Here is a 21,790-nt window from a genome sequence, read left to right on the forward strand (position 1 = left end):
TCACCAGTATCAAGTATCAAGTACCAACCCGCGCTCGCGCGGTCGCATCACAGCCTTACGGGGAGGGCCTTGCATGGAATTTGGTTTCAATCTGAAGCGCACGGCGAATGCGTCGGCCTGGCGGATCCTGCCCAACCGCTGGGATTTCGTCGCCTTCCCGATGATCATCTGCCTGATCGCGCTGGCCGCCGTCGGCTTTCACGAAACCCTGGCGCCGATCTCGACGCTGCAAACGCAGGCCATTTCGCTCGATCCCGCGAATCTCCCCGAATACGCGCTGCGCACGACCCTGCGCATGCTGCTGGCGATGGTCGCCTCGCTGATCTTCACGCTGGTCTACGGCACGCTCGCGGCCAAGAGCCGGCGCGCGTCCATCGTGCTGGTGCCGATCCTGGACATTCTCCAGTCGGTGCCCGTACTCGGCTACATCTCGTTCACGGTGACGTTCTTTCTCGCGCTGTTCCCCGGGCGCGTGATCGGCGCCGAATGCGCGGCGATCTTCGCCATCTTCACGAGCCAGGCGTGGAACATGACCTTCAGCTTCTACCAGTCGCTGCGCACGGTGCCGCGCGACCTGGACGAAGTCTCGCGCGGCTTTCATCTCACCAACTGGCAACGCTTCTGGAAGCTCGAAGTGCCGTTCTCGATGCCCGGCCTCATCTGGAACATGATGATGTCGATGTCGGGCGGCTGGTTCTTCGTCGTGGCGTCGGAGGCGATTACCGTCGGCAACCGGACGATCGTGCTGCCGGGCATCGGCGCGTATCTGGCGGCGGCCATCGGCGAGCGCAATCTCGCTGCGATCGGCTGGGTCATCCTCGCGATGACGGTCGTGATCCTCGCCTATGACCAGTTGATGTTCCGCCCGCTGGTCGCGTGGGCCGACAAGTTCCGCATGGAGAACACCAGTTCCGGCGACGAGCCCAGCTCCTGGCTGCTCGACCTGATCCGCCGCACGCGCCTGATCCACCGTCTGCTGGTGCCGGCGGGCTGGATCCTCGCCAAGGCCGCTCGCGTGCCGATCAAGCTGCCGTCGCTGCAGGGCGCGCTCGAGAACGTCAGGCTGCCGCTGCGCGCGAAGACGCCGTCCACCCGCACGGGCGACATCGCGTGGGGCGCGGTCGTGCTGCTGATCACCGTGTTCGTCGTGTGGAAGGTGGTGTCGTTCGTGTCGACGGGCGTCACCTGGAGCGAAGTGGGCCACGTGTTCGTGCTCGGCTTCATTACGCTGCTGCGCGTGGTCGTGCTGATCGCGCTGGCATCGGTGGTCTGGGTGCCTATCGGCGTATTGATCGGTTTGCGTCCGGCGCTCTCCGAGAAGGTCCAGCCGCTCGCGCAGTTCCTCGCGGCGTTCCCGGCCAACCTGCTGTTTCCGGTGTTCGTCGTCGTGATCGTGCGCTGGCACCTGAACCCGGACATCTGGCTGTCGCCGCTGATCGTGCTCGGCACGCAGTGGTATATCCTCTTCAACGTGGTCGCGGGGGCGTCGTCCTATCCGAACGATTATCGCGAAGCCGCGAGCAACTTCCAGATTCGCGGCTGGCAGTGGTGGAAGAAGTGCATGCTGCCGGGCATCTTCCCGTACTACATCACCGGCGCGATCACCGCGTCGGGCGGCGCATGGAATGCCAGCATCGTCGCGGAAGCGGTGTCGTGGGGCAAGACCGAGGTCGTCGCGCACGGCCTGGGCGCCTATATCGCGCAGACCACCGCCGCTGGCGACTATCCGAAGATCATTCTCGGCATCGCCGTGATGTCGCTGTTCGTCACGCTGTTCAACCGCCTGTTGTGGCGCCCGCTATACGCCTACGCCGAAGCACGGCTCCGGCTGGATTAAGGACGAGTTCCGATGCAGAACCCCAAAAACCCGCAGACGTCCGCTGCACCGGGCTTCCAGCGCCCGCCAGGCACGCCGCCGCGGCTCGGCGCGGAAATCATGCGCGTGCAGAATGTCAGCCGCGGCTTCAACAAGACCCAGGGCGAGCTATTGGTGCTCGACGATGCGAACCTCGCGTTGCGCGAGGGCGAGATCGTCGGCCTGCTCGGACGCTCGGGCTCCGGCAAGTCCACGCTGTTGCGCATCATCGCCGGGCTGATCGAGCCGACGGCCGGTGAAGTCACGTATCTGAACGAGCCGTTGCGCGGTCCGGCGAAGGGCGTCGCGATGGTGTTCCAGACCTTCGCGCTATTCCCGTGGCTGACCGTTTTGCAGAACGTGGAAGCGGGACTGGAGGCGCAGGGCGTCGGTGCGCGCGAGCGACGCGAGCGCGCGCTGGCGGCGATCGATCTGATCGGTCTCGACGGGTTCGAGAACGCCTATCCGCGCGAGCTGTCGGGCGGCATGCGGCAGCGGGTCGGATTCGCGCGGGCGCTGGTCGTCGATCCCACCTTGCTGCTGATGGACGAGCCGTTCTCCGCGCTCGACGTGCTCACCGCCGAGAACCTGCGCACCGACCTGCTGGACCTGTGGACGCAGGGCCGCATGCCGATCAAGTCGGTGCTGATCGTCACGCACAACATCGAGGAAGCGGTGTTCATGTGCGACCGGATCCTGGTGCTGTCCTCGAATCCGGGGCGCGTGATGGCCGAGATCAAGGTGCCGTTCAAGCATCCGCGCAACCGGCTGGATCCGGCGTTCCGGCGGCTCGTCGACGACATCTACGCGAAGATGACCGCGCGGCCGATGGACGAGGCGAAGAAGAAGGGGCTGGAGCTCGGCACCTGGCTGCCGTCGGTGTCGACCAACCTGATGGCGGGTCTCATCGAAACGCTGGCTGCCGCGCCGTACCATGGGCGCGCGGACATGCCGGAGATCGCGCGCACGCTGCATCTCGAGGTGGACGACCTGTTCCCGGTCGCGGAAGTGCTGCAGCATCTCGGCTTCGCCGACGTGCGCGAAGGCGACATTTTCCTGACGCCGCAGGCGCGCGTGTTCGCGGAGTTCGGTACGCAGGAACGCAAGATGATGTTCGCCGAGCATCTGCTGCGGCACGTGCCGCTGGCGGCGCGGATCAAGAAGGTGCTGAACGAGCGGCCGGGGCACCGGGCGCCGCGCGTGCGCTTCGAGCAGGAACTGGAGGACTTTCTCTCCGACAAGGCCGCGCAGGAATCGCTCGATGCGGTGATCGACTGGGGCCGCTACGGCGAGATCTTCTCGTACAACGATCAGACCGAAATGCTGAGTCTGGAGGACGTGGAGGCCTGACGGTCTTCCCTGCAGTCGGAAAGCGCGAAGAAAAAGCGCGGCGCGCCGGTGACGGCGGCCGCGCTTTTGCATGAAACGATCTTATTGCAGGTTGCCCCAGCGAGCCACCGCCGGTTCCGCCGACGCCCACTTCCAGCCGCTCGACTGCTGGCAGGCCGTGGCGACGAACCACTCGGCGGGCGCCTTCGCGTCATCACCATCGACGACCGAGAAGGCGAACTCCTTGCAGGTCGCAAGCGCGCTGCCGAATTCACGCAGCACGCGCACTTCGCCGTGGCCGTTCTCGACCGGCAGCGTGTGCTTGACCTTCCACGGCCGCGTTTCGCCGACCGAGGCCGTGCCCGCGGTCACCGCGATCATGACCTGCTGATCCTGATGCAGCGACTTCATCGTGCGCTTCACGAGTTCGTCGGTGGCGCTTTGCACCGCGACGCCCACGCCGAAGCCAATGGCCGGATTGGTCGTGAAGGCGCCCGTCGCAATGCCGGCCGCGGCGCCGGTGGCCGCGCCGATCGACGCACAGCCATTCAGGGTCAAGCAGGCCGCGGCGCCGGCCGCGAGCAGGCCGATGCGCAACGCCATCGGCACGCTGATGGGACGCGTCATTGCAGCGAGCCCCAGCGCGGCGTCGCCGGTTCGGCGGAGGCCCATTTCCACTTGTTGCCGTCGCGGCAGACCGAGGCGACGTAGAAGGCGCTGTCGGCGGGACGGTCTTGCGTGGCGTCGCGATCGACGGAAAACACCACTTCCTTGCACTCGAGCGCGCCGCTGCTGATGATGCGGCTCACGGTCACGCGGCCTTTTTCGTCGTCCTCGATCGGCACCGAGTGCACGATCTTCCACGGCGCCACCGCGCCGACGTCGAGCGGACCGGCAGCCGATGCGATCTGATCCTGGGTGTTTGTGTGGACCACGCGCTGGCTGTACTGCACGCCCGTTCTGGCCGCGGCGACCGCGCCGAGGCCGATGCCGGTGGCCACGGCCGCATTGTTGGTGACGCTGCTGGCGATGGCTGCGCCGCCGATACCCGCGCCGGCCGTCGCGCCTTCGCTGTAGAGGGAGTTGCATCCCGTCAGGCTTGCGCAGGCCATGACCCCCGTCACGAGCGCAGCCAGTGCGGCCGCGCGCCGGCCACGCCGGTCTACCCTGTTTTGCATGTTGCTTTCCTTCATTGTCCGGTTCCCGGCCGAGCGGACCGGGTGCTCGAATCTGCTTTAACTTTCGCCGCCGGAACGAGGCCAGCCAGGCGGAACAGCGCCCGTGAAAAGCGCGACGCTAACGTTTCACGAGCTTTGCGCATTCTGAAGCAAGCCTCTAATTACCGGGCTGTGAAAATTGCAAGCAAATGCAAACGAACGGAACGCCCTCGGCGTGGCGTCATGCCTGCGGGCAAAAAAAAGCGAACGCTGCAGGGCGTTCGCTTTGCGTTGATTGCGTATCGGCGGGGTTGCCGGGGGCGCGTCAGCTTTCGTTCTTCGAGGCGGATGCGCCGGAATCGGAGTCTTCGTTTTCGTAGGCGCCGAGCCGGTTGTACAAGGTCTTCAGACTGACCCCGAGCGCCTTCGCCGCACGCCGTTTGTCGCCGCCGCAGTGCTTGAGCGTGCCGAGGATGATCTGCTTCTGCGCGTCGGCAAGGGGCGTTCCGACCCAGACGTTCATGGCATCGCCCTGCGTCACCGGCTTCTTCACCCGCGACGCAAGATGCGGATGCGCGATTTCAACCGTCTTCTCGGCCAGAATGAACGCGCGATACACCGTGTTCTTCAATTCCCGCACGTTGCCGGGCCAGGAATAGGTGCGCAGGACATCGAGCGCGCGCTTGCTGAACGCCTTGTTCGTGCCTTCCTGCGCGTTCATTTCGGCCAGGAAATGCTGGGCGAGCAGCTCGCGGTCGGCGTCGCGCTCGCGCAGCGGCGGCGCGCGCAGCGGGAACACGGCGAGGCGATACATCAGGTCTTCGCGCAAGCCGTTTTCCTTGACGGCCGTGACGGGATCGCGGTTGGTCGCGGCGATCACGCGCACGTCGGACGTGATCAGGTCGTTGCCGCCCACCCGAAAGAACGTGCCGGTTTCGAGCGCGCGCAACAGCTTGACTTGCCGCACGGGCGACATTTCGGTGACTTCGTCGAGGAACAGCGTGCCGCCGTTGGCGTGCTCGAAGTAACCGATGCGTCCCTGGACCGCGCCGGTGAAGCTGCCTTTCTCGTGACCGAACAGTTCGGCTTCGATGAGATTGTCGGGAATCGCGCCGCAGTTCACCGCGATGAACGGAGCATCCTTGCGCGCACTGTGGTCATGAATGGTCCGCGCGACGAGCTCTTTGCCAGTGCCCGACTCGCCGATGATGAGCGCGGTCGCGTCGGTGGCGGCGACGCGTTCGATCTGCGCATATAACTCCTGCATCACGGGCGACGAGCCGAACATCAGTCCATAGGACTTCAGGCCGGGCACTTCTCCCGCGCTGCGCTTTTTCTGCGCTGGTGTATCGCCGACTGCGATGGGCGGCTGATCGAGATCGGTTGACGCCATGTGTCCTGATGTGTCCTGAGTGCTTGCGAATAGGGTTGTCCGGGCGGCGTCCGGCGGCGCGCCTGCGCTGAGTCCGGTAGCGGCCGGCGCGCGAGCGACGCGGAAGTGCAGTACCGCGCGCGTCGGAAGGCGACGCGCAACGCCCGTTGCCGGATGCGTTCCCCGCGCTGGGCGGGTGTCGATTCCTGGCCGTGCGTCGGTCCAGGCGCGTCTGCGCGGCGAGGCGGCCTCGATGTGCTTCAAGGCCGCCTGAACGCGGACGTTCCTGTCTCATAAACGCTATTTAACCATTCGCAACGACATTGCGGCAATGCGCGCTCAAGGCCATGCGGTGTTTTGTCTGAAGGCGCCCGGCGCTGGCGTCAGATTCCGGCAAGGTTCGCCGGACGCGTCGCGAATTTACAAAGGCACGGCGTAATTGTTACCCGCTTCTGTCGGCTGTCTGTTCATGGCGGCGCGGGCTGTGCGCATGCGGGCTTTTGCTTCTCATCAAAACGGTTGCTGGCACGAAAGCTGCATCTTACCCATCGATCTTATTCGAAAGCGCCGCGGTGACACGGATCGGCGGCGCAAATACGAGGATGGGCGAGAGAGGCAAGAGCATCATGGACAACATCCAGCATTTCGACAGTATCGCGTACGAGCCCGTCCGGCCCGCGAAGATGCGCGGCACGCGCGGCAACCGGCCGGAACTCGCGGCGAGCGAACCGATCGACATTTATCACTGGGCCGCGGTGGCGCTGGTGACCGCGCTCATGTGCGCGGTGTTAGGGTATGCGGCAGGGACGCCCGCGCTAGCGCGCGCGGCAAATGTGACGAGCTTCGTGTTCGGCACGATGGGCGGCGCGCTGGTGGCGAGCGGTCTGGTGCGGCGTCTGCGCGCGCGCGGCGCCGCAGGTCAGCGGCTCGCCGTGTCGGTATCCGTCGCCGAAACGCATTGAAAACCGCATCGATAAACACAAGCACGCCCGCCGGTAGCACTACCAGCAGCAATGGCGATGCGTGCATGACCCCACTTGGGCGAGGACTTCACTCCATGAGTCAGACGACTGTCCAGCTTGCGTTGGGCAAGCAAAAAATCATTGAAGACATCAAGGTGCTGCTCAACGACTCGGAAGAGTTGCTGCGGCTTTCGGCGACCCTGCCGGGAGAAGGCGTGGACGCTCTGCGGTCGCGCCTGCGCGAACACGTCGATTCGGCCCGCACCGCCCTCGAGGACGCGCAGGCGAGCGCACAGACGCGCTATCGCGCAGGCGTGGACTGCACGGAGAAATACGTGAAGGACAACCCCTGGCAGTCGCTCGGCATTGCAGCCGGCGTCGGCTTCCTGGTCGGGCTGCTCGTCTCGCGATGACTGCGCACGCCGGGCACCCATGACACAGGCCGAAAGCCGGACGCATGGCCGCGTCCACGTTTCAGCGATTTTTCATGACACTGGGAGAGAACATTCATGGCACGTCCTTCGATCGGAATCTTCGGTGCGTTGTTCGCAGTGGGCAGCGTGCTCGCATGGAAATGGGTGCAATCGCAAGACGCCAGCCGGCGAACCGCCCGCGACGTCAGCCGCTGGGAAGACGAAGGCGGCAAGGTGCTGACGCCGGCTTCGGGCGGTGCGGTGAATGGCCACGGCGTAGTCGGCGGCACAGCTGACGCGTGGCACTTCCCGCGCAGCTGAGCCCGCGCGTACACGGGCGCCTGCGGATGCGAGAAAGCATCGCGCAGCCGCTTCAGGCAATGAAACGCACGTCTGGTCAGCGTGCGTTTTTGACTTGATAAACGCTTATAATCAGTGAAACTCTTTCATAAGTTGTGTAAATGGAAAAACTTACGATGAGTTGATTCCAAGCGTGCGGAATATCGGAAATTATTCTATTTTTGCGGAATCACACGGCGCGCGCCTCTCTGACAGATCCAGCGCTGCTGCCCACCGCACCGGCCCGCGCGGCCTGCCCGCACGGAGAAGACCACGCCGCATCGAGGCGTGTGACCTGAAAACGCTTTGGAAACATTCGAGACGCAATGCCACACGTATTGATTGTCGATGACGATCCCAGTACCCGCGAGGCACTAGCCGCGATCATCGGCGAAGACGGACTGACAACGGCCGTTGCCAGCGATTTGCGCGAGGCGCGCATCCAGCTCGTGCGTCAGACGCCGGACGTCGTCTTCACGGACCTGAAGCTGCCCGACGGCACCGGCGTCGATCTGTTCGAAGATCTGGACCCGCGCTCGGGTGTCGAGGTGATCGTCATCACCGGACACGCCACGGTCGAATCCGCCGTCAGCGCGCTCAAAATGGGCGCCGCCGACTATCTGGTCAAGCCGATCAACATGCAGCGCGTGAAGGCCATCCTCGCGCGCCTGCCGCGTGCCGGCGACCTTAAGGCGGAAATCGGCACGTTGCGCGGCGAACTGCGCCGCATGGGCCGCTTCGGTCTGATGCTCGGCAATTCCCCGGCGATGCAGACTGTGTACGACCAGATTGGCCGCGTCGCGCCCACGGCTGCGTCGGTGCTGCTGATTGGTGAATCGGGCACGGGCAAGGAAGTGGCGGCGCAGACGCTGCACGAGCTTTCGCTGCGGCGCAAGCACGCGTTCATTGCGGTGAACTGCGGCGCGATCTCGCCGAACCTGATCGAATCGGAGATGTTCGGCCATGAACGCGGCTCGTTCACCGGCGCGGATCGCCAGCACAAGGGCTATTTCGAGCGCGCCAACGGCGGCACGCTGTTCCTCGACGAAATCACCGAAATGCCGATCGAGCTGCAGGTGAAACTGCTGCGCGTGCTCGAAACCGGCATGTTCATGCGCGTCGGCACGACCAAGGAAATCGAGACGGACGTGCGCCTGATCGCCGCGACCAACCGCGATCCGGAACAGGCGGTGCTCGAAGGCAAGCTGCGCCTCGACCTCTACCACCGGCTGAACGTATTCCCGATCAACCTGCCGCCCCTGCGCGAGCGCGGCAAGGACGTCGAGTTGCTTGGACAGGCGTTCCTCGACGAGCTGAACAACCGCTACAGCACGAAGAAGGTTTTCCCGTCTGCCCTGCGGGAGATGCTGGCCTCGTACAACTGGCCAGGCAACGTGCGCGAACTGAAGAACTACGTGCAGCGCGCGTACATCATGTCCGCGTCGGATTCCGACAGCACTGCCACCGTGCCGCTGCAGATTTCGCTGTCGAAGCCCTCGGCGGGGACCTCGGTGACCATTCCGTTTGGCACGTCGCTGGCGCAGGCGGACCGGCAACTGATTCTCGCCACGCTCGAACAGTGCGGCGGCGTGAAGACGCGGGCTGCGGAGATCCTCGGCATCAGCCTCAAGACCCTCTATAACCGGCTCGTCGAGTACGGTGAGGATGCCAGCAAGGCCACGGTCGGCGAGGGTGGTGAAGTCGGCGAGCCGGATAGCGAAAATCCTTGAACGTCGGCTATCTTTAGACGAATCAGACGCCTGCTGCTGTTAAAAGCGCAGGCGTTTTTCATTGGCAGGCGCCTTTTCTGCGCCGATAATGAGACCCATAAAAGCGTGAGAGCGGGATTCCGAAGGGCATGCCCCTTGCTGTCTTCTGATTGACATCCGCGCAAGGCGCGAAGGCGCCGGCGCCGGATAGGGAACGTACGATCACAAGACCGCAAGGAGCCCATCATGTCCCGGAATGATTCAAGTCATATTTTCCATGCTGTGGGTATCGAGGCGCAGACGCCGCAACCGCCGGATCCGCCGGTGACGCCGCCCGATCAGCCGCCGCCGGTTCCGATGCCGCCCGACACCAATCCGGATCCGACGCGCGAGCCGCCCGAGCCGCCGTCACAGCCGATCGGCGATCCGCCGCCCGGGCCGAACGAAACGCCGCACGTGTATTGAACGCTTGTAAGGCGGTTGAACAGCTTGCAGAACCGCCGACGTTGGACCATGCCCAGACTTCGTGCACGGTTTGAAGAAATTTCCATCCCGTACGTAGGGATTACAAGGAAAGACGCAATAATGACCGGCGATTCGCTTTGTCGCCGGTCGTTTTTTCTGAAGCTGCGCTCGTCCGGAGCGCATCGGTCCGACGCCGCCGAGGTCCTATCGCGACGGCCTTCTTCTCTGGAGGCATCATGAGGCATCCCGCACTTCGACGCTCCGCGCGTCATTCTTCCAAGCGCGAAGCGCGCGCCGAAGCCGCCAAGGCGGCCGGCACGCAAGCCGGCCCGGCGTCCGCGACAGAGCACGATCCCGCCAGTCAGAACCGCGCCGCGCCTGACGCTCCGCCCGATGGCGAGCACAATCAGGGCGGCGTGCGGCGCGAGGGAATAGACTATCAACGCGACCTCGGATCCGAGCAGGATTCGTGATCGGGGCCGATCGGGCAATCCGGTTTCAAGAACAAAAATTTCTACGCGGCGGACGGTCGCCGCGTGTTTTTTTTCGTCCGTAACATCCACGTACAAATTTTTATTTACGGAAGGTCACAAAAAGGCACACTTTTTGCGTACTCTTGATCGCCAATTCGAGCATGCAACGACAACTGAGAGGTGAAGCTGTAATGAGCAGATTGATCGTGGTATCGAATCGCGTCGCCCCGATTCAGGAAGGCAAGCCCAGCGCGGGCGGCCTCGCTATCGGCGTGCTGGATGCGCTCAAGGAGACGGGGGGCGTGTGGTTCGGCTGGAGTGGCGAGATCGTCGGCGAGGCGGCTGCGCCGGTCGTCGAGAAGGGCGGCAAGGTGACCTACGCGACAGTCGGGCTCACGCGTCGTGACTATGACCAGTACTATCGCGGCTTCTCGAACGCCACGCTGTGGCCGACTTTTCACTATCGCAATGACCTGTCGCGCTTCGACCGCGAGGAATTCGCCGGTTACATGCGCGTCAACGCGAGCCTCGCGGCGAAGCTGAAGACGCTGCTGAAGCCCGACGACATCATCTGGGTGCATGACTACCACATGCTTCCCTTCGCTCAGGAGCTGCGCAAGCTGGGCGTCACAAACCCGATCGGCTTCTTCCTGCACATTCCCTTTCCAGTGCCGGAAGTGATGCGCACCATCCCGCCGCACGAGGAACTGATGGCGGCGATGTGCCAGTACGACGTCGTCGGTTTCCAGACGGACAACGACAAGCAGTCGTTCATCGATTACATCGAACGCACCGGGCGTGGCCACTATAGCGACGACGGCATGCTGCAGGCGTTCGGACGGATGATGAAGGTCGGCGCCTATCCGATCGGCATCTATCCGGACGCGATCGCCAAGTCGGCCGAGCAATTCGCCAATCGCAAGCAGGTCAACAGCCTGCGCGACAGCATGCGCGGCCGCAAGCTCATCATGAGCGTGGACCGGCTCGATTATTCCAAGGGGCTGGTGGAACGCTTCCAGGCTTTCGAGCGCCTGCTGCTGAACGCGCCGGGCTGGCATGGCCGGGTGTCGCTCGTGCAGATCGCGCCGCCGACGCGTTCCGACGTGCAGACCTATCAGCGCATCCGCCAGAATCTGGAAGGCGAGGCGGGCCGCATCAACGGGCGCTTTGCGCAGCTCGACTGGACACCCATTCAGTACCTGAACCGCAAGTACGAACGCAATTTGTTGATGGCGCTGTTCCGCCTCTCGCAGGTCGGCTATGTGACGCCGTTGCGCGACGGCATGAACCTCGTCGCGAAGGAATACGTCGCGTCGCAGGATCCGGAGGATCCGGGCGCGCTGGTGCTGTCGCAGTTCGCGGGTGCGGCGGATCAGTTGCCGGGCGCGCTGGTCGTCAACCCGTTCGATTTGTCGCAGATGTCGGAGGCGCTGGAGCGCGCGCTGTCGATGCCCCTCGCCGAACGTCAGGCACGCCACGCCGACATGATGGTGCCGCTGCGCGAGAACAACCTGTCGGTCTGGCGCGACTCGTTCCTGTCGGACCTGCGCAGTGTGGCCACCGCAGCTTCGGTGACGGAGAAGACCGTCAAGACGGTCAAGCAGAACGCAACGTCCGCGGCAGGCTCCGCAGGCGCGGCGGCCGTAAAGCCTTCGGCAGCGCAGGCCTGAAGCCTCGCTTTGCCGCGTTGAACCGCAGCCCCGCGTTTCGAGAGAAGCGTGGGGTTTTTTATTGACGTGCGGAACGGCTTTTGCGGAACTCCATGGAACACGAACAGGAACCGACCATGGAGGTCACGATGAGTGGAAGCACATTGAACCCGCCCGAAGACGACGGCGCGGAATACGGCAAGGGACATGGCACGGGCGCGCTCGGTCCCAGCGATTCATCGGACAGCGGCTCGGACGTGCAGGGCGAGAAGCGCTATCCGGGCGAGATCGAAAGCGAACTCGATGCCCACGCACTCGGCCAGTCCGAAGCGGAATTGAACAGCGATACCGATCGTTACGGCACGGGTGAAGCGGCGTCGGCGGACGGCGACAATCATCTGACGCCGGATGGCGACATCCTTCCCGACGAAGTGGAGGACGAGACGCGCGGCATTGCCGACGACGAAGCCGATCCGGACGCCGAGCGCCCCTGAGCACATCCAGGCGTGAATGGAGGCAAGCGGCACGTTCCTTAGGGATCGTGCCGCTTTTCATTCGCGCCCCCGCTGTGCGCGCCGTCTGTCCGGGCTAACATCAGCGCTGGCACCTTTCGCCGCGCTCCGTTTTCCTGTCTCCTGTCAATGGATCAGAACCTTCGCCCGACCACCAGCCAAACTCCAACCGTTGCCGCCGGCCGCACGTCGCGGGTCGGCTGGCTGTCGTGGCTGGTCGACCCGGTGTCGCAATGGGTGCAGGACCACTGCCTGATGTTCTCGGCGTCGATCGCCTTCTTCGCGGCGTTTTCGGTTGCGCCGACGCTGGTCATCGTCATCGCGGTGGCGAGCATCTTCTTTGGCGCCGACGCTGTGCAGGGACGTCTGTTCGATGAGATCAGCGGCGTCGTCGGCGCCGACGCGGCTCACGCGCTGGAGGCGATCGTCGCGAACGCGTGGCATGCGGATATCGCGCGCAGCACGGCGCTGCTGTCGCTCGCGGGCGTGCTGGTCGGGGCGTCGGCTACGTTTTCGACGCTGCACAGCGCGCTCAACGTGATCTGGCCGACGCCCGCGGTGAGTGCGCGCGAGAGCATCGTCTCGCTGCTGCGCGTGCGGCTGATGTCCTTCGGGCTCGTGATCGGCGCGGGCCTGCTCGTGGCGGCGCTGCTCGTGCTGGATGCGCTCGTCGAGATTCTCGGGCACTGGGTACTCGGCGACGGCAGTCCGTTCATCGTGCTGTCGGGGCTCAGCCAGCGGGCGATCTCGCTGTCCGTGCTGATGCTCGCCTTCACCGTGCTGCTGAAGTTCCTGCCGACGACCCGCATGCTCTGGCGTGACGCCGCGCTGGGCGCGGCTGCGGCGGCCTTGCTGTTCGAGGGCGGCAAGCGGCTGTTCGCGTTCTACCTCGCGCATGCCGGGACGGCCAACATGTTTGGCGCAGCCGGGTCGCTGGCGATCATTCTGATGTGGCTGTATTACTCGGCGGCGGTGTTCTTGCTGGGTGCTGAACTCGCGGCCACGGCGGCGCGCAAGCGCACGCATAGGGCTTCTGGATGGCGCTGAAGGATTTCGGTTGAACGCTGTGAGAAACACGGCGCTGAACGGAGGCGTTGAACGAGGGCGCTGTGCGAAGGCGCGGAACGGAGGCGTTGGACACCGGCGCTGAACGGAGGCGCAGAACCAAGGCGCTGAAGGGAGGTGCTGGACGGAGGCGCTGAACGGAGGCGCTGAACGGAGGCGCTGAAGGAAGGCGTTGAACCCGGCGTTGAGCGAAGGCGCCGAACGAAGGCACTGAACGGATGCGCTGAAGGAAGGCGTCGAACACCGGCGTTGAACACCGGCGCTGAGCGAAGGCGCCGAACGAGGGCGTTGAACGAGGGCGCTGTACGAAGGCGCGGAACGGGGGCGTTGAATACCGGCGCGGGACAAAGGCGCGGAACCAAGGCGCTGAATGAAGGTGCTGAACGGAGGCGCTGAACGAAGGCGCTGAACGGAGGCGTTGAACACCTGCGCAGAAAAGCCACGCAGAACGACAGCACTGAACAGCGACGTTGAACAACGCGCCAAGCGCAGGAACAGCGACCCTGACCTCCAGCGCCCGCAAAAAAAGGCCGTCCGCGAACGGACGGCCTGTCGGCTACGCTCCCTGTCGCTCAGGCGCCTCGCTTGACCGGGTCGTCGCCGAGCGCTTGAGAGCGTGACAATCAGTGCATCCGCGTGAGCCGCTTGCCCACGCGAACGAAGCGCATCACGCCTGGCGACGCAACTCCGCGGGCGGCACCTTCATCAGGTGGCGATACTTCGCCACCGTGCGGCGCGCCACGATCACGCCCTGGTCCGCCAGCATCTTCGCGAGACTCACGTCGGACAGGGGATCGCGGGTGTTCTCCTGCGAGATCATTTCCTTCAGCAACGCACGCACGGCTGCGGCCGAGCAGGTGCCGCCGCTTTCCGTCGACAGCTCGCGCGGGAAGAAATGCTTGAACTCGAAAATGCCGCGCGGCGTGGACATGTACTTGTTCCCCGTCGCGCGCGAGATGGTCGACTCATGCAGACCGAGTTCATCGGCGACGTCGCGCAGCACCAGCGGCTTCAATGCGATTTCGCCATAGTCGAAGAACGCCTTCTGATGCGACACGATGCATTCCGCCACGCGCTGGATCGTAGTGAAACGTTGCTGGGCATTGCGGATCAGCCAGCGTGCTTCCTGCAGCTGCTGCGCGAGCGGCGAACGGCTTGCGCCGGCCGATTGCGCGAACAGTTCGGCATACATGCGGTGGATGCGCGCGCGCGGCAGCACGGCAGGATTGATCGTCACCAGCCACTGCTTCTTGACCGGACGCACGATCACATCCGGCACGACGTAGTTGTCCTCGCTCTGGCCGTAGTTCTCACCCGGTTTCGGATCGAGACGGCGGACGAGCGCGCAGGCGATGCGCAGTTCATCGGCGCTACAGCCAATCTTCTTCTGCAGCTCGGCTTGCTCGCGTCGCGCCAGACGTTCGAGGTGATGCGCAACGATCTCGAGCGCGACCGCGCGGCCCGGCGTGTCTTCGTCGAGCGCTTCGAGCTGCAGGGTCAGGCATTCGGACAGATTGCGCGCGCCCACGCCCGGCCGGTCGAGCGATTGAACCAGCTTGAGTGCAATCGTGAGTTCGTCTTCGCCGAGCGCCGGCTCGATCTCGACCACATTGGCCAGATCGCTCAATTCCTGGCGCAGATAACCGTCGTCATCCAGCGCTTCGATGATGAGCTGCGCGATCGCCCGATCGCGCTCGCTCAGTTGATACATGCGCAACGAGTCGTGCAGGGTCTCATGCAGCGACGGTTCGATGCGGACCCAGTCCGCCGGATCCGAGCCTTCGCCGTCGCCGTTGTTGCGGGACCCGCTGCGTCCGAACGGGTCCGAGGAATAGTCGCTCATGGAATCGTCGCGCGAGCCTGCATCCACGCTGGCTTCGCTTTCGCTCGACGATTCGGTGCTGCTGGGCCCTTCGCTTGCGCTATCTGTGGGAGTAGAAAGCGTCGAATCGCTCATGGAGCTGCCGTTGTCGGCGCCGAGCGCGTTGTCTTCGGTTTGCGTTTCGTCGTACTCGAGAAACGGATTGGTGTCGAGCGCATTGCGCAGTTCCTGCTGGAACTCGAGCGATGACAGTTGCAAGAGGCGAACGGACTGCTGGAGACGCGGTGTAAGCGCGAGGCTTTGCTTCGCGCGGAGTTCGAGTATGGGCGGCATTGCGTGCTGATCCTCGATTGTTCTGACTGTGACGGGCTAATGTGCAAGTCTATAAAGCACAGGCCGTGCCAGCGTTCGTTAAGCTCGTGCCGCGACTGGCTTTTTTGCGTCAGGATCGATTCTTCGATGCGTGGCCGAGGCCACATTCACGTACTTTTTTACACGCACTCAGACAAAAGCGCTGCGTGTTTTACGGATTCGCACGGGCTGGCCGCCACGCCCGCTGGCGGCTTTTGAGTGCGTCTTCGCAACCGCAGCAAGCCCTTGATTCTTCACAGGGATCGCGGTCGGTATGGCCACTGTTGTACGCCGTGGACAAGCCTTCGGCACGCAAGTTGCGGTAGGGAGATCACGTTCCGCGTGCTACGGCGCGACGTAAATCGAAGAGCGGCTCCTCGCCTTTGCTAACAAGCAGCGAGTGAGTACGCCAGACCAAAATCGACAAAATGGGAGTATTGCCATGAAGACGACTCAAATCCTGAAGGCAGCTGGTGGTATCGCTTGTGTGATGTTCGCGCTGAACGCCAGCGCCCAGAACGCGACCGTGACCCCGGCATCGTCCACCAGCGGTTCCGGCACGACGATGGGCCAGAAGGTCGATGACAGCGCGGTCACGACCAAGGTCAAGGCCGAACTGCTCGGCGCGAAGAACGTCAAGTCGACGCACATCCATGTGAAGACCCGTTCGGGCGTGGTGTCGCTGACCGGTACGGTGCCGTCGGCGGAAGACAAGACCGCCGCCGAGGAAGTCGTCTCGAACGTCTCCGGTGTTGCATCCGTGAAGAACCATCTTAAAATTGCGGCCAAGTAATGGCATAGTGCGTATGCCCGGCTTCGCCACGGCGGGCCGCGGTTGAGTGCCAGCAGCAAGGAACCCGCGCAGGGTCCGATGGTTCGCCGGAAGGCGGACGGCCGGATCGGGCGCGGGTTCTCGCATCAGGGCGTCGTGATTCGTGTCGCAACGGATCCGGCGCCGCAGTCGCAACATGACTCCGCTTCAGGCAGTGCGCATTACCTCGCAGCACTTCGAAATCTAAAAACGAAGTACGGCCGTTCAGGACGTTACTTACACAGGTGGTTGACGAGCGTGCAGAACAGCGCCGTTCCGAAGCCCCGACAAAAGGAGCTCTTCATGAAGACGAAAAAGATGGCATTGATCGGCGCGCTGGCACTGGCGTTCTCCACGGGCGCCTTCGCACAGGCTGCATCGGATGCGGCGGCCACCGGCTCGCACGCGAAGAAGTCGAAGGGCACCTATCTGCATCAGCAGGACAAGGCGCACAAGCTGAAGGGCGCTTCGGCGGCCGCAGCGGCGTCGTCGCTGGGCACCAACGACAAGGGCGCACCGCAGTAAGCTGCGCGTTCCTGACCGCAAGAAGAAACGGCCGCGCAAGCGGCCGTTTCTTCATCTGCAGACCTGGTACCGATCAGGACTTGGCAGCCGCATATTGATCGCGCAAGTCGCGAATGCGGTCGTGATTCTCCAGCACGCCTTGATATTGACGCTCGACGATCGCGCGGACATCAGCCGGCAGATCCTTGTCCAGCGCCTGGCGATAATTCTTCTTCGCCGCATCTTCACCCCGCTCGCATTCGGCGAGGATGGCATGGTCGCTATGACCGCTGACGGCCGACTTCACATCCACCCAGCCACGATGCAACGCGCCGGCCACTGAGCCGCCGGTTTCCGGCTTGCCGCCGAGACGCTGAACCACGTCCTGCAGTTCGCGCGCGCCTTCGGCGCACTTTTGCGCGCGGTTCTGGAACAGCAGCTTGAGGCTGGGATCGCGCGTGTCCTCGGCGGCCTTGAGGAAGCCCTTTTCACCGTCCTTCGAGGTTTCGACGAGATCATTGAGTACCGATACGACGTTCGTGCTCATGGGATACCTCCGTTATTGGATTGAGATTCTTGCTGCGCCGCGGCCTCCCTGCGAGTTGCGGCTTGCCGATACTTAGCGCATGCAGCGTGCCCGCAAGGCGTGCTGTTTGGGCTCGCCTCTCGAGGGTCATGGACGGAAGAGGGCGGCACACAGCTTGCTGCTCTCCGGCCACTACAAGCGCGAATCCCATTGAGGCGTCGCGCACGACAAGCGGAGAAAACAGCATGGATTTCTTGCATCGGCTCGCGAAGCGCGAGTCCCTCGTACTCGTGGCCATCGTGGCTTCCGCGCTCACCCTGCAAGTGCGACAACACGTCAGCGCCGCTCAAGAGACAGCCACACAGGCTCAACCGGCGCCTGCCGCGCCGATCTGCGAGCCTTCCTCGGCCCAGACGGACACGCCGCGCATGCAGCCCGCCGATTGCAGCATCCGCGCGCATGCACGACCCACGCATCCCGTCGGGCTCTGGGTCTGACCGGCTCTGACAATCGGTGACCTCAATGCAGAAACGCCCGCTTTCGCGGGCGTTTCACTGTGAGACATGGACGGAGGCCTCAAGCGCGCGTCTGCGCGAACTCGCCTACCGGATGCGGCGGCTGCAGCGGGTCGAAGTCGCTCCAGCGCCCTTGTTTCCAGCGTCCCGACGCCCGCTCGATATCCATGCCGCCCGCCGCGCGCAGCGTATCGGCGGCCTGGCCCTGGGACTCGGGAGAGACATGCACGGCCACCACCACGCCGGCATGACGCATCGGCTCCTCGGCCTGCGCGGACGTCTTCGGCTTGCGCGTATGCGACATCGCGCCAACCAGCGATCCGATATACGCGCCGACGCCCGCCGCGATCACGGACACGAGCAGCGGCGCCTGAAACACGGCGAAGATCGCCGCGCCGACAACCGCGCCCGCCACCGCGCCGATTGTCACGCCCTTGCCGGCGCCCTTGGGTGCGGCGCTTGCACCGGCATCGGTGCCGACGTCACCGCCGATAGGATGGCGCGCGTGCTGCCCGCTCGGGTTGACGAAGAACAGCGTCACGTCCTCTTCGACGAAACCGTCTTTGAACAGGCGCTGCGCCGCCGCCTCGGCAGCGGGAAAAGTTTGAAATCGGCCCGCAATGATCAGGGACATGTTCCCTCCTTATCGACTGGGTGAATGGGTTCGACGCGCGGCATGCCGGTCCGGATCACTCCGGCTCCAGGCCCGCGACGCGGAACAGCCCGCTTCTCAGCACGACGGGCTGGCCGCCGTTGTCATCGAGTGCTTCGGCGCAGACCGCGCGGATGCGCGCCTCGCCATTCGCGAAAGCTGCGCGCAAATCGTCTTCGCGCGGCGATGGTGCGCCGAAGTGGTCTTCGAGCGCCTCGGCGGAGATCGAACAGACGACCGGTTCGCCATCGACGAGTGCGGCGAAGTGAATCGCGAGGTCGTCACCGTCGTAAACGGGGGATTCGTCTGCGAACGTGATGTGCATGGTCGAGTCCTCATAAGCGGGACGAGGGTGGGCGACGCGCCGCATGGCGTGAGCGAGGATCATGACGCCGCGTTTCCAATATAGGCCGTGCCGAAAGCATGACCGCAGGGATTTTCGGAGGCATCCGCCGCCAGGCGGGAGCCGCGTCCCTGTGCGTACATGCGCTCGTATCGACTGGACGGATTGGACATCGTGACAACTCCGTTGCGATGTTGCCGGCTCAGGCCGCGCGCGTCCGGCTGAGGGCTTCGATGAGCGCGCGATTGAAAGCGGGCAGGTCGTCCGGCTTGCGGCTCGTGATGAGATTGCCGTCCACCTGCACTTCCTGATCCACCCAGGTGCCGCCGGCGTTGCGCACGTCGTCCTGCAGGCTGGGCCAGCTGGTCATCGTGCGGCCCGCGACGATGCCCGCCGAAATCGGCAGCCAGCCGCCGTGACAGATCACCGCGATCGGCTTCTTCGCCCGGTCGGCTTCCTTGACGAAGCTTTGCGCCTTGGCGTCCAGGCGGATGGCGTCGCCGTTGACCACGCCGCCCGGCAAGACCACGGCGTCGTAATCGCCGGCGTTGGCGGCATCGAGGGTGATATCGACGTCTACCTTGTCGCCCTTGTCGACGTGCTTGAAACCCTGGATCTGGCCAGCCTTCTGCGAGATGACATGCACTTGCGCGCCGGCTTCCTCGAGCGCGCGTTGCGGCTCGACGAGTTCGGCCTGCTCGAAGCCGTCGACGGCGAGAATGGCAACCTTGCAACCGTTGAGCGATGCGCCCATGAACACACTCCTGTCAGCAATTTTCGGGGGATTCGCGTGTGCGGAATCCATGCTCGAAGTTCAGCAAGGGGTGTGCCCAAAGGGCTGGCTACAGCGATGCGGGCGTTTGTCTCAGGCAGTCTCGACGCGGCGTCCGCCGGTCATCCGCAGCAGGCTGACGACGGCGGCCACGGCGGCGAATCCCGCGCCGAGGCTGAGCGCGAAAGTGGCGCCGTTTTTGGAATCGATGCCGAAGCTCAGCGCGACGAGCGCCGCGCCGAGCGTCTGGCCAGTGAGGCGAGCCGTGCCGAGCATGCCGCTCGCCCCGCCGCTGCGATGACGCGGCGCCGCAGAGATGATCTGGCGATTGTTGGGCGACTGGAACAGGCCGAAGCCAAGGCCGCAGACGGCCATGCGCCACGCGATGTCGAACGCGTCCGGATGCGCGCCGAGCGTGGCGAGCGCCACGAGCCCGAGCGACAGGATCGCGAGTCCGATGCCGCCCAGCAAACCTGCCGAGTAACGATCCGCGAGAATGCCCGAGAGCGGCGCGACGAACACGATGACGAGCGGCCAGGGCGTCATCAGGAAGCCGGTTTCGACCTGGCTCATGCCGAAGGTGTCCTGCAGCAGGAACGGCAGTGACACGAAGGCCAGCATCTGCGCGCAGAACGAACAGACCGAGGTGCCGATCGACAGCGCGAAGACCGGAATGCGCAGCAGGTCGACCGGCAGCAGCGGCTGACTGCGGGTCAACTGCCGCCTGACGAAGAAGTAGCCGATCACCACGACCACCGCGAACTCGCCGATGACCCATGGCCGATGCGCGCCATGACCGGCGCCGTCCACCGCGACGATCGCGAGACCGAAGAACAGCGCGTTCATGATCGCGCTGAGGTAGTCGTAGGGCTGGCGATGCCCCGGCGTGCGCGGCAACGCGCGGATGCCGATGGCGAAGGCGGCGAGGCCGATCGGCACGTTGATCGCGAAGAGCCACGGCCAGGTGGCCACCGCGAGCACGCCCGAGGCAACGGTCGGGCCGACGACCGAGGACACGGCCACGACGGTCGTGTTGATCGCGACGCCGCGCCCGAGCTGCTTGTGCGGATAGATCATGCGCACGAGCGCCGTGTTGACGCTCATGATGCCGGCCGCGCCGAAGCCCTGCACGATGCGCGCAATGGTCAGTCCGACGAGCGAGCCGGACAGCGCGCAGGCCAGCGACGACACCGTGAACAGCGCCAGTCCGCCGACATACACGTGACGGTAGCCGATACGGTCGCCGAGCGAGGCGAGCGGCAATAGGGAGATGGTGATGGCCAGCTGATAGGCGTTGACGACCCAGATGGAATCGGCGGGCGACGCGTTCAGGTTGCGCGCGATGGTCGGCAGCGCGACGTTGGCGATGGCGCCGTCGAGTACCGCGAGCGTCACGCCGAGCGCAACGACGAGAATGGCCCAGTAGCGCTGGGGCAGCGGCAGACCTTGATCGGAGTCCATCGATAGGCAGGAAGTGGCGGCGCCGCATTGTATGACACGCCGTTTTCAAATGGCTTGTGCGCGGGCGCTGCAAGCCGGGACGCGGACCTCGCGGACCTGGTTGACCTTCAAGGCCGCGTCCTGGTCATGCCTACTTCAGTTCATAAAGACCGGTATAGGTCGCCGAATCGATTTCGTTCAGGTGCGTCATGAAACGCGCCACGGCATTGGTCGCGTTGACGTCGAGCGGCAGGCTTTCCGCGGACAGCGCATGGATGCGGAAGATGTAGCGATGCGGTTTGTGGCCGCGCGGCGGCGCCGCGCCGCCGAAGCCAATCGTGCCGTAATCGTTGCGCAGTTGCAGCGCACCGGCGGGCAGCAGGCTGCCGTCGGCCTTGCCGGCATTGCGCGGCAGGGAGCGAGTATCGGGCGGAATGTTGACGACGATCCAGTGCCAGAAACCGCTGCCGGTCGGCGCATCCGGATCGTAGACGGTGAGCGCGAGACTGCGCGTCTCGGCGGGCGGGGCATCCCACTGCAGCGCCGGGGAAATATTTTCACCCGCGCCGCCGAAGGCTTGATGGTCGAACTCGTGGGCGCGCGTCATGAAGCCATTGGCCGGAAATTCATCCGACCAGATGCGAAAGTCAGCCATGAGAGTCATGCCTCCTGGTGGTTGCGTGTCGATGACCGCGGCATCGCGCCGTGTGTCGTGCCTGGGTGCGCGCGGGCGAGGCGAGGTGTCGTGGATCTG

General features: G+C 64.4%; 24 protein-coding genes. 14 read left to right on the top strand and 10 right to left on the bottom strand.

The features are described from left to right. The first annotated feature begins 73 nt into the window (after positions 1-73). Together QCE88_RS05640 and QCE88_RS05645 are read left to right on the top strand one after the other, a co-directional pair. Positions 74-1,837: an ABC transporter permease subunit gene (locus QCE88_RS05640; RefSeq protein WP_309899927.1), complete on the top strand. Its 1,764-nt coding sequence runs from the start codon at positions 74-76 to the stop codon at positions 1,835-1,837. A gap of 12 nt (positions 1,838-1,849) precedes the next feature. Then, the gene (locus tag QCE88_RS05645; protein ID WP_309899928.1) at positions 1,850-3,205 is read left to right on the top strand and encodes a nitrate/sulfonate/bicarbonate ABC transporter ATP-binding protein; all 1,356 of its coding nucleotides are present in this window, start codon (positions 1,850-1,852) and stop codon (positions 3,203-3,205) included. A gap of 81 nt (positions 3,206-3,286) precedes the next feature. On the opposite strand, the gene QCE88_RS05650 is transcribed toward QCE88_RS05645, so the two are convergent. The 3 genes from QCE88_RS05650 to QCE88_RS05660 form a co-directional block, all read right to left on the bottom strand. Next, positions 3,287-3,811 carry a hypothetical protein gene (locus QCE88_RS05650; RefSeq protein ID WP_409018047.1) on the bottom strand — a complete coding sequence of 175 codons (525 nt, stop codon included), beginning with the start codon at positions 3,809-3,811 and terminating at the stop codon, positions 3,287-3,289. Then, positions 3,808-4,362 carry a hypothetical protein gene (locus tag QCE88_RS05655; RefSeq protein WP_309899930.1) on the bottom strand — a complete coding sequence of 185 codons (555 nt, stop codon included), beginning with the start codon at positions 4,360-4,362 and terminating at the stop codon, positions 3,808-3,810. Before QCE88_RS05655 ends, QCE88_RS05650 begins: the two co-directional genes overlap by 4 nt. Before the next feature lie 304 nt (positions 4,363-4,666). Beyond that, a complete protein-coding gene (locus QCE88_RS05660; protein ID WP_309899932.1) occupies positions 4,667-5,734 on the bottom strand; it encodes a sigma-54 dependent transcriptional regulator in 1,068 nt (355 codons plus the stop codon). A 605-nt stretch (positions 5,735-6,339) separates the two neighbouring features. Here QCE88_RS05660 and QCE88_RS05665 point away from each other — a divergent pair. The 9 genes from QCE88_RS05665 (at position 6,340) to QCE88_RS05705 (ending at position 13,282) form a co-directional block, all read left to right on the top strand. Next, entirely contained in the window at positions 6,340-6,675 is a 336-nt protein-coding gene (locus QCE88_RS05665) for a hypothetical protein (RefSeq protein WP_309899934.1), read from the top strand. A gap of 95 nt (positions 6,676-6,770) precedes the next feature. Continuing rightward, entirely contained in the window at positions 6,771-7,088 is a 318-nt protein-coding gene (locus QCE88_RS05670; protein ID WP_309899936.1) for a DUF883 family protein, read from the top strand. A gap of 96 nt (positions 7,089-7,184) precedes the next feature. Then, a complete protein-coding gene (locus QCE88_RS05675; RefSeq protein WP_309831260.1) occupies positions 7,185-7,409 on the top strand; it encodes a hypothetical protein in 225 nt (74 codons plus the stop codon). Between the two features lie 344 nt (positions 7,410-7,753). Continuing rightward, entirely contained in the window at positions 7,754-9,157 is a 1,404-nt protein-coding gene (locus QCE88_RS05680; protein WP_309899938.1) for a sigma-54 dependent transcriptional regulator, read from the top strand. 225 nt (positions 9,158-9,382) lie between these two features. Then, entirely contained in the window at positions 9,383-9,601 is a 219-nt protein-coding gene (locus tag QCE88_RS05685; protein ID WP_309899940.1) for a hypothetical protein, read from the top strand. Positions 9,602-9,837: 236 nt separating this feature from the next. After that, positions 9,838-10,074, top strand: coding sequence for a hypothetical protein (locus QCE88_RS05690; protein WP_309899942.1), 237 nt, complete (start codon positions 9,838-9,840; stop codon positions 10,072-10,074). Between the two features lie 191 nt (positions 10,075-10,265). Then, a complete protein-coding gene (gene otsA, locus QCE88_RS05695) occupies positions 10,266-11,744 on the top strand; it encodes an alpha,alpha-trehalose-phosphate synthase (UDP-forming) (RefSeq protein WP_309899944.1) in 1,479 nt (492 codons plus the stop codon). A 128-nt stretch (positions 11,745-11,872) separates the two neighbouring features. Next, a complete protein-coding gene (locus QCE88_RS05700) occupies positions 11,873-12,217 on the top strand; it encodes a chemotaxis protein (protein WP_309899946.1) in 345 nt (114 codons plus the stop codon). Positions 12,218-12,364: 147 nt separating this feature from the next. Further along, positions 12,365-13,282 (top strand): YihY/virulence factor BrkB family protein, encoded by a 918-nt coding sequence (locus QCE88_RS05705; RefSeq protein WP_309899948.1) that lies wholly within the window; start codon positions 12,365-12,367, stop codon positions 13,280-13,282. 685 nt (positions 13,283-13,967) lie between these two features. Here the strand turns inward: QCE88_RS05705 and QCE88_RS05710 are convergent. Continuing rightward, complete coding sequence (locus tag QCE88_RS05710; protein WP_309899950.1) at positions 13,968-15,455, bottom strand: RNA polymerase factor sigma-54; 1,488 nt, start codon at positions 15,453-15,455, stop codon at positions 13,968-13,970. 460 nt (positions 15,456-15,915) lie between these two features. Between QCE88_RS05710 and QCE88_RS05715 the strand changes: the two genes are divergently transcribed. Both QCE88_RS05715 and QCE88_RS05720 read left to right on the top strand, forming a co-directional pair. Next, positions 15,916-16,266, top strand: a complete 351-nt coding sequence (locus QCE88_RS05715) for a BON domain-containing protein (RefSeq protein WP_309899952.1) — start codon at positions 15,916-15,918, stop codon at positions 16,264-16,266. Between the two features lie 321 nt (positions 16,267-16,587). Beyond that, the gene (locus QCE88_RS05720) at positions 16,588-16,809 is read left to right on the top strand and encodes a hypothetical protein (RefSeq protein ID WP_309899954.1); all 222 of its coding nucleotides are present in this window, start codon (positions 16,588-16,590) and stop codon (positions 16,807-16,809) included. Positions 16,810-16,882: 73 nt separating this feature from the next. Here QCE88_RS05720 and QCE88_RS05725 read toward each other — a convergent pair whose 3' ends face one another. Next, a complete protein-coding gene (locus tag QCE88_RS05725; protein WP_309831278.1) occupies positions 16,883-17,335 on the bottom strand; it encodes a PA2169 family four-helix-bundle protein in 453 nt (150 codons plus the stop codon). 224 nt (positions 17,336-17,559) lie between these two features. Between QCE88_RS05725 and QCE88_RS05730 the strand changes: the two genes are divergently transcribed. Then, positions 17,560-17,811, top strand: coding sequence for a hypothetical protein (locus QCE88_RS05730; RefSeq protein ID WP_309899956.1), 252 nt, complete (start codon positions 17,560-17,562; stop codon positions 17,809-17,811). A gap of 79 nt (positions 17,812-17,890) precedes the next feature. On the opposite strand, the gene QCE88_RS05735 is transcribed toward QCE88_RS05730, so the two are convergent. The 5 genes from QCE88_RS05735 to QCE88_RS05755 all read right to left on the bottom strand — a co-directional run bounded on the left by QCE88_RS05735 (position 17,891) and on the right by QCE88_RS05755 (position 21,691). Continuing rightward, a complete protein-coding gene (locus tag QCE88_RS05735; protein WP_309899958.1) occupies positions 17,891-18,463 on the bottom strand; it encodes a hypothetical protein in 573 nt (190 codons plus the stop codon). 55 nt (positions 18,464-18,518) lie between these two features. Then, complete coding sequence (locus tag QCE88_RS05740) at positions 18,519-18,869, bottom strand: DUF1488 domain-containing protein (RefSeq protein WP_309899959.1); 351 nt, start codon at positions 18,867-18,869, stop codon at positions 18,519-18,521. A gap of 157 nt (positions 18,870-19,026) precedes the next feature. After that, positions 19,027-19,578, bottom strand: coding sequence for a type 1 glutamine amidotransferase domain-containing protein (locus QCE88_RS05745; RefSeq protein WP_309899961.1), 552 nt, complete (start codon positions 19,576-19,578; stop codon positions 19,027-19,029). A gap of 111 nt (positions 19,579-19,689) precedes the next feature. Beyond that, entirely contained in the window at positions 19,690-21,057 is a 1,368-nt protein-coding gene (locus QCE88_RS05750) for an MFS transporter (RefSeq protein WP_309899964.1), read from the bottom strand. A gap of 130 nt (positions 21,058-21,187) precedes the next feature. Further along, complete coding sequence (locus QCE88_RS05755) at positions 21,188-21,691, bottom strand: YbhB/YbcL family Raf kinase inhibitor-like protein (RefSeq protein ID WP_309899966.1); 504 nt, start codon at positions 21,689-21,691, stop codon at positions 21,188-21,190. Positions 21,692-21,790 lie beyond the last annotated feature (99 nt).

It is taken from the genome of Caballeronia sp. LZ035 (assembly GCF_031451175.1).
Classification (GTDB): Bacteria; Pseudomonadota; Gammaproteobacteria; order Burkholderiales; family Burkholderiaceae; genus Caballeronia.

What these genes read in the sequence shown, in the direction of transcription:
- QCE88_RS05655 (WP_309899930.1), bottom strand. Translation starts at nt 4,362, where the DNA reads ATGCAAAACAGGGTAGACCGGCGTGGCCGGCGCGCGGCCGCACTGGCT.
- QCE88_RS05685 (WP_309899940.1), top strand. Translation starts at nt 9,383, where the DNA reads ATGTCCCGGAATGATTCAAGTCATATTTTCCATGCTGTGGGTATCGAG.
- QCE88_RS05750 (WP_309899964.1), bottom strand. Translation starts at nt 21,057, where the DNA reads ATGGACTCCGATCAAGGTCTGCCGCTGCCCCAGCGCTACTGGGCCATT.
- QCE88_RS05745 (WP_309899961.1), bottom strand. Translation starts at nt 19,578, where the DNA reads ATGGGCGCATCGCTCAACGGTTGCAAGGTTGCCATTCTCGCCGTCGAC.
- QCE88_RS05705 (WP_309899948.1), top strand. Translation starts at nt 12,365, where the DNA reads ATGGATCAGAACCTTCGCCCGACCACCAGCCAAACTCCAACCGTTGCC.
- QCE88_RS05660 (WP_309899932.1), bottom strand. Translation starts at nt 5,734, where the DNA reads ATGGCGTCAACCGATCTCGATCAGCCGCCCATCGCAGTCGGCGATACA.
- QCE88_RS05710 (WP_309899950.1), bottom strand. Translation starts at nt 15,455, where the DNA reads ATGCCGCCCATACTCGAACTCCGCGCGAAGCAAAGCCTCGCGCTTACA.
- QCE88_RS05730 (WP_309899956.1), top strand. Translation starts at nt 17,560, where the DNA reads ATGGATTTCTTGCATCGGCTCGCGAAGCGCGAGTCCCTCGTACTCGTG.
- QCE88_RS05740 (WP_309899959.1), bottom strand. Translation starts at nt 18,869, where the DNA reads ATGATCCTCGCTCACGCCATGCGGCGCGTCGCCCACCCTCGTCCCGCT.
- QCE88_RS05640 (WP_309899927.1), top strand. Translation starts at nt 74, where the DNA reads ATGGAATTTGGTTTCAATCTGAAGCGCACGGCGAATGCGTCGGCCTGG.
- QCE88_RS05700 (WP_309899946.1), top strand. Translation starts at nt 11,873, where the DNA reads ATGAGTGGAAGCACATTGAACCCGCCCGAAGACGACGGCGCGGAATAC.
- QCE88_RS05720 (WP_309899954.1), top strand. Translation starts at nt 16,588, where the DNA reads ATGAAGACGAAAAAGATGGCATTGATCGGCGCGCTGGCACTGGCGTTC.
- QCE88_RS05680 (WP_309899938.1), top strand. Translation starts at nt 7,754, where the DNA reads ATGCCACACGTATTGATTGTCGATGACGATCCCAGTACCCGCGAGGCA.
- QCE88_RS05755 (WP_309899966.1), bottom strand. Translation starts at nt 21,691, where the DNA reads ATGGCTGACTTTCGCATCTGGTCGGATGAATTTCCGGCCAATGGCTTC.
- QCE88_RS05690 (WP_309899942.1), top strand. Translation starts at nt 9,838, where the DNA reads ATGAGGCATCCCGCACTTCGACGCTCCGCGCGTCATTCTTCCAAGCGC.
- QCE88_RS05670 (WP_309899936.1), top strand. Translation starts at nt 6,771, where the DNA reads ATGAGTCAGACGACTGTCCAGCTTGCGTTGGGCAAGCAAAAAATCATT.
- QCE88_RS05725 (WP_309831278.1), bottom strand. Translation starts at nt 17,335, where the DNA reads ATGAGCACGAACGTCGTATCGGTACTCAATGATCTCGTCGAAACCTCG.
- QCE88_RS05645 (WP_309899928.1), top strand. Translation starts at nt 1,850, where the DNA reads ATGCAGAACCCCAAAAACCCGCAGACGTCCGCTGCACCGGGCTTCCAG.
- QCE88_RS05715 (WP_309899952.1), top strand. Translation starts at nt 15,916, where the DNA reads ATGAAGACGACTCAAATCCTGAAGGCAGCTGGTGGTATCGCTTGTGTG.
- otsA (WP_309899944.1), top strand. Translation starts at nt 10,266, where the DNA reads ATGAGCAGATTGATCGTGGTATCGAATCGCGTCGCCCCGATTCAGGAA.
- QCE88_RS05650 (WP_409018047.1), bottom strand. Translation starts at nt 3,811, where the DNA reads ATGACGCGTCCCATCAGCGTGCCGATGGCGTTGCGCATCGGCCTGCTC.
- QCE88_RS05675 (WP_309831260.1), top strand. Translation starts at nt 7,185, where the DNA reads ATGGCACGTCCTTCGATCGGAATCTTCGGTGCGTTGTTCGCAGTGGGC.
- QCE88_RS05665 (WP_309899934.1), top strand. Translation starts at nt 6,340, where the DNA reads ATGGACAACATCCAGCATTTCGACAGTATCGCGTACGAGCCCGTCCGG.
- QCE88_RS05735 (WP_309899958.1), bottom strand. Translation starts at nt 18,463, where the DNA reads ATGTCCCTGATCATTGCGGGCCGATTTCAAACTTTTCCCGCTGCCGAG.